This window comes from Arcticibacterium sp. (genome assembly GCF_055134445.1).
This window is the reverse complement of record NZ_JBSRVI010000133.1, coordinates 15,947-27,624: the sequence shown is the minus strand read 5'-3', so window position 1 is coordinate 27,624 and position 11,678 is coordinate 15,947. Positions and strand designations below refer to the sequence as shown.

The window sequence follows — 11,678 nt, the reverse complement described above, 5'->3', positions numbered from 1 at the left end:
CTATTAAAGTTTGTTTTTTTGCAATGAGGTGCCATAGCTTACTCGTTAAGCAATCGAAGGTGATTATTAAATTTTACAATTTCTTAATAGTATTTTTCATTAAAATCGAAGTAATACAGTTGGGTTTTGATTTGAAATATTTTGCTAATCTAACAATTTGACCATGAATATAGGGGTTGACTTAGGGGGAACTAAAATAAAGGTTGGAATAGCAAACGAGGGTTTAATTCTCGAGCAGAATACGGCTTTATTGTACCAAAAGGATTCATTGTCTTCTACGCTGAAACAACTTAAAGACCTCATTAGGCCTCATGTTTCCAAAAAAATTAGTAAAATAGGTATAGGGGTTCCATCTGTAGTAGATACAGAAAGAGGCATAGTATATAATGTAACCAATATTCCTTCTTGGGAAAAAGTAGCCTTAAAAGACATACTTGAAGATGAATTTAATCTACCGACTTTTGTCAACAACGATGTCAATTGTTTTACACTTGGCGAACATCTTTTTGGGCAAGCTAAGGGCTATACTTCAGTAGTTGGTTTGACCATCGGTACGGGTCTTGGTGGAGGTATAATCATTGATAATAAACTCTATAAAGGTTTCAATACCGGTGCAGGTGAAATTGGACTTTTGAAATACCTTGAAAAAAACTATGAATACTATTTAGGAAACTCATTTTTTGAGCGGAATTTTGGATTTAATGCTCGCGAGGTATTTATTGCATCTCAAGGAGGCCATAAGTGGGCATTGGATGCCTATGCTGAATTTGGTATGCATTTAGGAGCTGCTATTCAGGCTGTTATGTATACGTATGACCCTGAAGTGGTGGTGGTGGGGGGCTCAATAAGCCATGCCTTTTCATTTTTTGAAAACACCATGCATGAAGCTTTAAAGGATTTCGAATTCCCTGAATCTTTGAAAAAAATTAAAATATTTAAATCCAATAACGATAACATTGCTCTACTAGGTGCTGCTGCACTGAGTAGGTAATTAAACTATTGTAAAATCTAGCCAAAATTCAATGCGAAAAAATACATTTATAGTCGTCCTTATCTTCTTTATATTTTTTGTTATCTCTTTTTTGAGTAATATTCTGGGTCCAATAATTCCTGATATACTAAATAGTTTTGATCTTGGTCTTGGTTTAGCAGGTTTTCTGCCTTTTTCGTTTTTTGTTTCCTATGGCGTTGCTTCCATACCTGCGGGTGTTTTGGTTGAAAAATATAAGGAAAAGAAGGTGCTGCTATTGGCATTTTTTCTGGCTTTCATAGGAGCATTATTTTTTGCTTTAGTCCCTATTTTTCCAGTAGCATTACTTTCTTTATTCATTATTGGTACTGGCATGGCCATGCTTCAGGTGGTGATAAACCCACTGTTGCGTGTGGCTGGTGGAGGTGTAAACTTTGCCTTCAATTCGGTTATGGCTCAGTTGTTTTTTGGGGGAGCATCTTTTCTTAGTCCTATGCTTTATTCTTATTTTGTTAAGCATGTACATGTAGGCCAGCCAAGCAATTTTATCATTGAAACGATGAATAACATAGTGCCAGCAAATTTAACTTGGATCTCTTTATATTGGGTATTTGCGGTTATCGCATTATTGATGATTTTAATTATTAAATCTATAAAGTTTCCGGAGGTGGAGCTGGCAGAAGATGAGCGAATTGACACAGGAAATGCATTTCGTGAATTGATAAAGGACAAAAAAGTGATCTTGTTTTTTATAGGTATCTTCTGTTATGTGGGCACAGAACAAGGAATTGCCAATTGGACCTCCAAATTTCTTCAAGAGTATCACGGTGTAGATCCAGCTACTTTGGGAGCGAGTATTATTTCCTATTTTTGGGGGTTGCTCACCATCGGTTGTTTTTTAGGACTATTACTGCTGAAGATTTTTGATAGTCGTAAGGTATTGATATTCTTTTCCTTAGGTGCAATCGTTGCTCTGCTCTTAGGATTGTTTGGTCCGCTTAATTGGGCTTTGATTTGTTTTCCTCTCACTGGTTTTTTTGCTTCGGTGATGTGGTCTATAGTCGTCTCACTGGCTCTTAATTCCGTAGCTAAGCACCACGGTACTTTCTCAGGTATTCTTTGCACCGGCATAGCTGGAGGAGCTTTTGTGCCTTTGATTATTGGTGGTTTGGGCGAACTTGTCGGATTACGTATGGCCATGTTGTTTTTGTTGGTAACTTTAGGTTATATTTTAGGTATTGGTTTTTGGGCCAAACCCTTAGTGACTAATTCAACCATAAAAAGCTGGAAAGAACTCTTTCATGTATAAAATTATTTTATTGATCGATTTTGCTGAGGAATATAGCAAGGCCCTGTTAAAAGGTATTGCTAAATATTCAAAAGAAAACGGTCAATGGATTTTTTGTCGAATGCCGCTTTTTCAGAGAGAAACCATTGGCTTAGATGGGATTTTAGAATGGGCCATTGAATGGGGAGCAAATGGTATCATTGGGCAACTTTATAATGAGCCAGGTATCGAGAAGTTTATAGAAGCAGGAATCCCAGTAATTGCTCAGGATTTTAAGGAGCGATTTAATGAAATTCCTAATATTACCGGTGCACACAAGGAAGCAGGTAAAATGGGAGCCGATTATTTTCTAAAGAAAGGCTTCAAAAATTTTGCTTTTTATGGCTTTAAAGATATTGTTTGGTCAAGAGAAAGGGCAGAGGGTTTTGAAGAAAAAATAGTAAAGAGTGGTCATAAAGTTCACTATTTTGAGCATGTTAAGGCTCGCTCTTCCGAAGTTTGGTACTACAGGCCAAGTTCACTAAGTCAATGGCTCAAATCTTTACCCAAACCTATCGCCTTAATGGCCTGTGACGATAACCAAGGGCAGCATATTACGGAAGCTTGTCGTCATTCTGGTATCAGAATTCCCGAGGAGGTGGCTGTTTTAGGGGTAGACAACGACGAGATGATTTGTTCTTTTTCGGATCCTCCGCTTTCTAGCATAGGGCAAGACACAGAAAAGGGTGGATACGATGCTGCGAGGCTTTTGCACCGAATGATGGAAAATGACATATCAGCTCATTATGACATTATAGTAAAGCCTACGCAGGTTATCACACGCCAATCCACTGATATTTATTCTACAAACGACAAACATATAGCAACCTCCTTAATGTATATTCATCAGAATATAGATAAAAAGCTGCAGGTGGATGATATTGTAAAGCAAGTCCCATTGTCAAGAAGGGCTCTTGAAAAACGTTTTTTAGATATGACTGGCTATCCTGTTTACAAATATATCTTTAATTTGAGAATAGAGAAATTGAGTCAGAAATTGCTTGAAACAGACTTAAGTGTTTTCGAAATTGCTCTTGAGTTGGGTTTTTCAGATACCAAGAATATTGCAAGACAATTTAAGCAAATCAAAGGTTGTACTCCCAGCGAATATCGAAATCAATTTTTGGCATAATGTTTTTTTTCCGAAGCATTACTTTACCATTACGTTTTCCAAATTGTATCCTTTGATGCTGACTTTTGGTTCTTTGTTGCCAGTGTCTTTTTTATAGCATTTCACAGTTAAAGTTTTGGTTTCTTTTGGTGGAATAGAGATGTAATTGTCTGACCAAAAGACGGGTACTACGGAAGTTTGTGAATCAGAATTGATCAACTCAGCCTCTATAAAGAATGCGATTTTATTACTTTGGTTTGTTAATTCTAGTGTTATCTCGTATTCATCAGTAGTATTTGAAATTCTTTTTGTTGCTTCAATTTTAGTTTTTGGCAAATTATTGAGTGAAGTGAAATCGGCATATTGTTTTTGCGGAGTATAAAACCAAAATTTCTGGTCCCAATCCATTTGGTCCGGTTGAGTGGCTAGCCAGTAGAAATTATCGGCAATGAGCTCTTCTGTTCCTTTTTTGAGTTTTAAATCTAAAAAGTATACTTGATTTTTACCTTGAAGTTCTGGGATTTTAAGGGCGTTTAAGGTGCTGTTTTTATCTAAATTTGTTGTTAAAGTTTTTTCAAATACCACTTCAGATATGGAGTTGAAAAGCTTTATTTGAGCGGTTATATTTTTCAAATCTAATTGAGTATCGTTACTCAAGTGTATGGAGTGATCATAATAATTGTACATAACGGATACTGGATTTGCAGCCTTTTTTGTACCATAATATGCACCTGTTGGCATTAAATAATAATCGTACAATTGCCAATAAAACTCAGGCCAAGGAGAATTTAGCATCCATTGCACCACGCCCGTGGAGGTTGGTCGGTTCATTACATGCGACTCAAACATTGGTCTAATGGCCTCATAATTCATTATTTGTGCTTTAAAAGCGAGGTCTTCTAAGTCCTTGGCTTGGCCAAGTTTGGCTTTTAGGGCTTTTAAATAAACGCCCAAAGTATTGAAATCTTTTCGACCAGAATGATAATTCCATATTTCGTTTTCGGCGGGCCAAAGTTTATCCGCTGGTATCATCTTTTTAATAGCATCAATGGGTGGTATCTGCGGTCCAGGCCCTACCTCAGAATTGAACCCATAAGCTCCTCCAAGCTCTTTGTCTTCGTACCAGTAAATGGGTGGCACATATTCATAAGGGCCGTACATTTTCATACCAGATTTACCCGAAATAGAACTTTCAAAATCACCAGAAGAAATCAAAAACGGTCTCGTTGGGTCGTATTTTTCTAAGGTTTGTAAGTATTTTTTTTCTAAGGAAGGTGCTGGCATGGCATCGCTTCCGCCCGCCCAAGTAAATATACTTGGGTGATTTCGTAGCCATTTTACTTGATCTCTAAAATAGTCAGACAACAAGGTTTCCTCATCAGGGCTAAGTTTGATGCCATATTTGGCTACATCTTCATTTATAGGTAAGTTTTCGTCGCCTTCACTTTTCTCTAATACTTCTCCAAGATAATCAGGCCATTCCCATTGACAGCTCCATCCGACCATCAACAATATGCCGTTTTGATCGCATAAATCGTAGATGTGTTGGTTATTACCCCATATTCCTTCAAACCGGAGTGAGTTTAGATTCATTTCCTTTACATACCTGATTTGTGCGGCATCTTTTTCTGGCATGAATCTCAAGAATAGATCATCTACCCAGCCTCCACTTTTTATCAACACTTCTCTTCCATTTACTTTATAACCACGAACGTTTTTTGGGTTGAGGTAAGTTTCTATTTTTCTAATACCAAATTTTGTGTTTTGTTGGTCTTGGGCTATTCCATTTTCGGTCAATTGCATTTCTAAACTATACATATTTGCTTCTCCGAGTCCATTTGGCCACCATAGTCTCGGATTGCTTATGTTTAATTGTTGAAATTCTTCTGGGCTAAACTTTATTTCGGTTTTCTCATGTGCTTGAAGTATGACTTTCTTTTGGAAAGATATATTTTCAATTTTACCATTTAGTTCTACATTTTTAGTTTCCTCACTGTGGTTGCTTACTTCCACACTTATATTTACTGAAGCCTTACTTAAGTCAGTGGTGTTTACATCTGGTGCAACAAAACTGGCGTCAATGGATACTTTTCCCGAACGCTTTAGTCGAATTTCTCTAAAAATACCCATGTAGTGGTCGGGTGGGGTAGGAGCCCAGTCCACAAAACCCATATAGAAATCTCGGACTTGTGGCGGGAAAATTTCTACTACTAATATGTTCTCACCAGATTTGGCTTGCCCAGAAATATCTAGTTCAAATTGCCTAAATGCTCCAAATAAGGAGTCTTTATGGGCTATTTGTTTGCCGTTCAACCAGAAGTTTGCACTATAATTTATTCCATCTATCAGTAGTTTTAAATGTTCAGTTTTATTGTCGAAATCATCAAGATTGAACGTATTTCTAAACCACCAAGATGATTCAAACTGCTCGGCAGGTACTTTCGCCAAATTATCACCCATGAAAATGTCTGGATATTTGCCAGCTTCCACCAATGCTCCCATTACGGTGTTGGGAACGGTAGTTTTTATCCACTTTTCAGAGTCTATAACATTGGAAGAAAGTGTTTCTCCATTTTCAGAGATATCTACAGTAGGTGCTATCGTCCAACCTTTACTTAATATGGTTTCCCCGATTTTTATTTTGGAGCTGCAACTAACAAGGATAAAGCTTATGGAAGCCAGATAAAGCAAACGAACAGTTTTTGTCATAATGATTGTATATACCGTATGTAATGTTTACTCCAGAAACATCTAATTGGGCTATTTAGAATGTGTTTTTAATTTGGAAATAGCCTAAAAGTGACATCTTAAAGTATATGTATCAAAGGTCAATGAAATTAACAATAAAAATCAGATGAAAGATAAGAAATTGTGGTTTAGTATGGTTTTGGTAGGCATGTCTTTAGGTACTGCTTGGGCTATTCGAGGTCAGTTTGGTCACGAGCAAGGTGCAGCATGGGCGGGTGCTATTGGTACATTAAGTATTTTGTTAGTTTCAAAACGAAAGGATTGGCTTTCGAAAGCCTTCTCCGTTATGCTTGCAGGTGCCGTTGGCTGGGGTTTAGGCGGTATGATGAGCTACGGAATGGTAGTAGGCTATGGTCGTGCCACCGATTTTGTTAATGTCTTTTATGGTCTATTGATGCTCTTCGTTATAGGTGGCCTTTACGGTTTTATTGGCGGAGGTTTTTTCGGTTTTGCACTTTTAAATCCTAAAAAAACAGAAGTGAAGTGGTCCAGACTGATTGTAGAAATGGTGGTGAGTGGCCTTGTTTTTTATTTTTTTATGATTGAGCAATTTGGCTGGAATATGACACCTCCAAGAGCAGAACATTGGGCCATTTGTTTTGGAATGGCCGTTGCACTTACCTCACATCTAATCAGAAATAAGCAATATGCACCATTGCGTGTCGCTGTTTTTGCAGGATTAGGCGGTGGCTTTGGCTTCGCTTTTGGTAATTTTCTTCATGTCCTTGGTCGTGTTTCAGAAATAGATTTTAATTTCTGGAATGTAATGGAATATTCTTTAGGATTTTTTGGTGGCTTGGGAATGGCTTATGGAGCTTTTACCGCAAAGTGGGAGGAAAATGAAGTAGAAGAAGTATCAAGCAATAATGAATTTCTGTCCTTACTAGGTGTTTCATTGCTCATTCCATTCATAGTGTGGCAGCAAAGCTTTAATTCGGAACGAATCACGGCTATGCTTGAAAAAATCAACTTTTCAGATTTAAGTTTAGGAGTCACTGTTTCCCTGTGGCTCTCTTTGGTCTTAATTTTAGCATTTTCAGTGTTTTATTATAGGAGAATTAAAGCTTTAAATACAGGCAAGTTCCCATACTCAGAAATCAAGATTTTGTTTGTCGGTCTTTTCTTTATTTATATCATATTTTCTTGGCTTATTACTGGGGCGTTTTTGAGTACTTATCGTATTGAACAATATCTCTATTTAGTCAATTTTGTCATCATTATTTTACTTATAAATAAGGCAGAGGCCTCTTTTACTTCTGTTGAAATGAATGTAAAAACTTGGCTAATTGGTTTGGTTGGGGTTGTGCTTTTGATAGCCATTTTTGCATTGGTCGCCATTAATACACATGGAGAAATGGATCATTCACAGAAAAGATTTGGTGGAGAGGAAATAATAGTTAAAGCGGAATAGTCATTTTTCAATCCACTAGATATATAGAGTAGAATAATTAGCAGAGGCAATGATTATTAAAAATCCCAAGTATTTAATGCTTGGGATTTTTTGTTTTAGAAGGCCTTTTTAAGGGCTCTAATCAACTTGACTTTGAGGCATAATTATGGAAACTTCTCGAATTAAATTAAGATTCTAAGCGTAGTATTTGCAATCCTAATCGTTTGTTTTAATGCCGTTTGTACAAAGAGATTTACTATTGATTTATAAGTGTTGTATTTACGCTGCTAACGTGGTCAGTTTGTATCAAATCTACTTTGTATTCGGCGGCTTTGATATAATTTTTACTATGATCATAAAGCCCTAGTAAATCGGTGAAAACCATTATGTTTTCTTTATGAATAGCAGTGACCAGTTCTTGATTTACTATCGACCATTTAACATCAAATGCATATGGTTTCAATGTTTTTTTCTTGATTAATAATTCATTTGGATGACTTAAGGATGGCATAACTTTTACATGTTTATGAGTAGTTTTTAATGCCAAAAGAAATTCATCCGATCCATAAAAAACGGCATTCTTAAGTAAGTTATACTTTTTGAGTGCTTTGATAAGGGGGGCAGCTAATACATCCTTACAATCCACATAAAGGTTGGTTTTTGATTTATGAAGTGCATTCCACCTGGATATTAAGGAAAGTGTTTCTTCCAATGTTGGGATTTTTTCGGAGTCAAATTTCTCGCCGAACCCTTTTCCTGCTGATAAGGCTTTCAATTCTTCTAAAGTAAAATCTTTCATTTTGCCTTTTCCATTTGTAGTTCGGTCTAGGCTTCCGTCATGTAAGATTACCAATTGCCCATCTTTGGTGGTTCTCACGTCAATTTCAATATAATCAACACCAATTTCTAAAACTTTCTTAAATGTAGCTAAAGTGTTTTCAGGGGCTACTTCTGAGTTTCCTCTATGGGCAGAGACTCGTAAATGATGCACATATTCACGAGCCTCTAAACTACTATTTTTTACTTTAAAGCTGTTTTGAGCGGATGTTTGTAAGCTAAATAAGAAAAATAATGAAACAAAAGTGGCAGCTTTATTACAAAATGTCATTGTTATAAAACTTTTTAGTGCTATTCTTTTTCAAAAGATGATTAAAGTACTTTTCAAGTACTATGGCATAATCTTCAGACATTTCTGTATCGCCAATATTGGAGAGCAACTCCTCCAATTCCTCTTTCGAGATATTGTTTTTGAGGAGTTTATCTATTAAGTACGCTGGACGTGACGATGTCATTTCTTTTGTATTTTTATTCAAAAACCACCACAGGCTCTCCCTATTTTTTACAGTACTTTGGCACCGTCGGTCATAAATACCCGTGTGCTTACTGTAAATGAACCACCCGTTGGACCTTTGTATTTCATGTCAACATAAAATGCCTGAAATCCTTTTTGCGGATATGCTTGGGTCAACTTGATATTTGGTAAATCTTTGAGTTTGATATTTTTACTTATCCATAAATTATTTCTAAAGTCTTTATCACTAGATGTCGTTTCCCATAGCGTGGCTTCAACTAGACCATTCGGGTCTGGATTAATCAAGAGTTCAGCTCCATAACTTGTATCATTGATGGTCCAAGTGCTTACAGGATAAGTTTTGTTCATAATAGTAATACCAAAAAACGCACTTAGGGCTTTCAAAGCTTGTTCTCCTCCACCAAGATTATGCCCTGCATTTGGCACATAATGTATCATGTTTTTGCCCGGTATTTCAGTAAAATAGTGCTTTATAGCGTCAGCTGTCCAATATTCATCATTGGTGCCAATGAAAATCATTTTCGGTACGGTCATGTTTTTCCGGTAAGAAAAAGGATCTATCATCGCTGTAAGTGCCTTGCCGTCTTCTGTCTCGGTACCCTGTGGAATTCCAAGTTTGACGTAGTCTTCTATTTGGATACTATATTCGCCATAGGTGGTGTATTGATAATTTAAGGTGGCTGGCATGTTGAGCATATCTATCACCATCGGGCCAATAGCCTTTACACGTTTGTCGTCAATAGCCGAAGCCAACCAAGTAGTCCAACCTCTTTTTGAAGCCCCTGAGATTACAAAATTATTGACATCAAAATTGACTTTTTGTTTGGTGAATTCCTGAACGGCATCCATACTTCTAACGGCAGATTTCACCATTGGAAACAATAGCGGCCAGGAGTAGTCTTTGTCTTGTTTAAACTGATGCAAAGTATATGAAATTAGTGCATCTTCTGTCAAATCGCCATAGAGTGGTTGGTTAGGGACCTGTCTAATAAGTGCCACAACAGCCTTATTCCTTACGGCTATTTCTGCTAATGGTTGCCATAAATCATCTGATTTGCTCCAGTTAGGTTGTTCTTCTTTGTTAGAACCTCCAGTAATGAAGAGCAAGGCACCATCGTAAAGTTTATTCTTAGGTATGAATATCGTTAATTGGTGTCTCCAAGTGTATTGACGCCATTTTTGAGATGTAAGCAGTAGGTGGTAAGCGGTTACATTTTCCAGAACAATAGAGTCTTTTAGCTCCCAATTGTAGGTTTTGTCGCCATTATTAATATAGTTTTCCAGTGCATTTTCTGGCGTAATCTTTTGGGCATAAATAACATTGCTCATGATCATCAAAAGCAATAAGCCAAATATAGATTTTAGAACACTTTTTTTCATAGATAAAATATTATAAGAAATTATTTTGATGAAGGTTTCGGACTTTCTTTTACTAATTCCAAAGCTTGATTGATGTAGGTATCGCCGGTCATCTCGCCCAAGCTCGTTCTACTGACGTATTCATATCTTTTAAAACTATTAAAGTCTTCTTTAGTTAGGATATAGCCAAATGCATCGTTTGCCAAACCGAATAAAAATGGAAATTTGGTAGGCATTTTACGTTTCAAATAAAATCCAATATTGGGCAAAGCCTCACCAGGTATGGTTAATATTTGAGCGGGACCGATGTTGATTAAATTTATTTGTGTTTCTACATAGTTTTCCTTTCCAAATTCGTAATTCAGGGGTGATTTTTTTAATATATATCGCATGATGTCCGATTCTATCAATATTTCTAATTGTTTAGAAACACAAAATATAGAAGGATTTTCAACGGTTGGTGCATTTTCTATGATTCTAAGCGACTCATCGCCTAAGAGTTGACCAATTCTTATGCATTCTTCCCAGGTATTGGCCTCTTTGCCATTTTCCAAGCGGGTGTCTGCGGTAACCATTCCACCTTGTGCTCCATTCAAGAATATCGCCATTCCACCACCTTTACTTTCAATGCGATCATAAAGTGGACCACATAGATCTGGGCTGAGAATGCCTCTACCTGATCCTAATACTTCGGGGTGAATGGCGTAGTTAACGAGAGTAGCTATTTTTTGACCTTTTTTATTTCCTGTAGTTGCAATAGCCTGTATCACTCCACACCGAGGATCATATAGAGCCGGAGCATAATAATTATAAGCAATTTTGCCTTTGGCATCGTCCACCGCAATTTTTAGAGAAGCTGGTTCAAGGTTTTTGACTGCCTCATTCACAGCATCTGCTATCTGAGCAACACACCAATCTAAATATTTTAAGTCGGCATAAGATGTACCGGTTTCATCAGGAAAACCGTAGGCATCCGGTGCACTGTGTGTATGTGTTGCCGCTATGATTATATTTTCGGGCAGAATGCCTTTAATTAAAGCACGAGATTTATTTCCCAATACCGAAGTCCAGCCTAAGTTATCGACACTTACAATGGCTATGCGGGTTTCACCGTTTTCTAAGACTAAGGCTCTTGCAAAGAGGTCTCCTCTTTTTTCGGTAACAGGGTTGGGTTTTCCTATTCCACCAGATACTGGCAACAATGGGTTTGGTGTGATGATTCTCTTGGCTGCACCTACTTGAAGTGTTTGAGCAAATACTCCGAAAGATAAAAAGATGAGGCTGAGCAAAAAAGTGTAAAAAACGACTCTTTTTTGGGGATATATAAGCATAGAAAAGAAATGGTAAGGTTGAATGAAAGCAGCTTAAGAATGGTTTGAATTAGAAAGAAATTGGTAGCTTCAAAATATCCACTACCAATTTAATTCTCAATTCTATACGCTAAATTTTAATGCGTTAATA

General features: G+C 37.0%; 9 protein-coding genes. 4 read left to right on the top strand and 5 right to left on the bottom strand.

The features are described from left to right. The first annotated feature begins 163 nt into the window (after positions 1 to 163). Genes ACTBZY_RS17170 through ACTBZY_RS17160 form a run of 3 tightly spaced genes read left to right on the top strand, consistent with a single transcriptional unit; the run spans position 164 to position 3,429 of the window. Positions 164 to 991, top strand: coding sequence for an ROK family protein (locus ACTBZY_RS17170; RefSeq protein WP_463047581.1), 828 nt, complete (start codon positions 164 to 166; stop codon positions 989 to 991). Between the two features lie 31 nt (positions 992 to 1,022). After that, on the top strand, positions 1,023 to 2,279 hold the full coding sequence (locus tag ACTBZY_RS17165; RefSeq protein ID WP_463047580.1) for an MFS transporter: 1,257 nt from the start codon (positions 1,023 to 1,025) through the stop codon (positions 2,277 to 2,279). Next, positions 2,272 to 3,429 carry a XylR family transcriptional regulator gene (locus ACTBZY_RS17160; RefSeq protein ID WP_463047579.1) on the top strand — a complete coding sequence of 386 codons (1,158 nt, stop codon included), beginning with the start codon at positions 2,272 to 2,274 and terminating at the stop codon, positions 3,427 to 3,429. The genes ACTBZY_RS17165 and ACTBZY_RS17160 overlap by 8 nt, the downstream gene beginning before the upstream one ends. Positions 3,430 to 3,447: 18 nt before the next feature. On the opposite strand, the gene ACTBZY_RS17155 is transcribed toward ACTBZY_RS17160, so the two are convergent. Further along, positions 3,448 to 6,117, bottom strand: coding sequence for a glycoside hydrolase family 2 protein (locus tag ACTBZY_RS17155; protein ID WP_463047578.1), 2,670 nt, complete (start codon positions 6,115 to 6,117; stop codon positions 3,448 to 3,450). Positions 6,118 to 6,262: 145 nt separating this feature from the next. On the opposite strand from ACTBZY_RS17155, the gene ACTBZY_RS17150 reads away from it, so the two are divergent. Continuing rightward, positions 6,263 to 7,567 carry a photosystem II biosynthesis protein gene (locus tag ACTBZY_RS17150; RefSeq protein WP_463047577.1) on the top strand — a complete coding sequence of 435 codons (1,305 nt, stop codon included), beginning with the start codon at positions 6,263 to 6,265 and terminating at the stop codon, positions 7,565 to 7,567. Between the two features lie 235 nt (positions 7,568 to 7,802). Here the strand turns inward: ACTBZY_RS17150 and ACTBZY_RS17145 are convergent, their stop codons facing one another. Genes ACTBZY_RS17145 through ACTBZY_RS17130 form a run of 4 tightly spaced genes read right to left on the bottom strand, consistent with a single transcriptional unit; the run spans position 7,803 to position 11,548 of the window. After that, positions 7,803 to 8,654 (bottom strand): glycerophosphodiester phosphodiesterase, encoded by an 852-nt coding sequence (locus ACTBZY_RS17145; RefSeq protein ID WP_463047576.1) that lies wholly within the window; start codon positions 8,652 to 8,654, stop codon positions 7,803 to 7,805. Further along, a complete protein-coding gene (locus ACTBZY_RS17140; RefSeq protein ID WP_463047575.1) occupies positions 8,641 to 8,838 on the bottom strand; it encodes a hypothetical protein in 198 nt (65 codons plus the stop codon). The genes ACTBZY_RS17145 and ACTBZY_RS17140 overlap by 14 nt, the downstream gene beginning before the upstream one ends. Positions 8,839 to 8,885: 47 nt before the next feature. Next, positions 8,886 to 10,238, bottom strand: coding sequence for a PhoPQ-activated pathogenicity-related family protein (locus tag ACTBZY_RS17135; protein ID WP_463047574.1), 1,353 nt, complete (start codon positions 10,236 to 10,238; stop codon positions 8,886 to 8,888). A 20-nt stretch (positions 10,239 to 10,258) separates the two neighbouring features. Then, entirely contained in the window at positions 10,259 to 11,548 is a 1,290-nt protein-coding gene (locus tag ACTBZY_RS17130; protein WP_463047573.1) for a hypothetical protein, read from the bottom strand. Positions 11,549 to 11,678 lie beyond the last annotated feature (130 nt).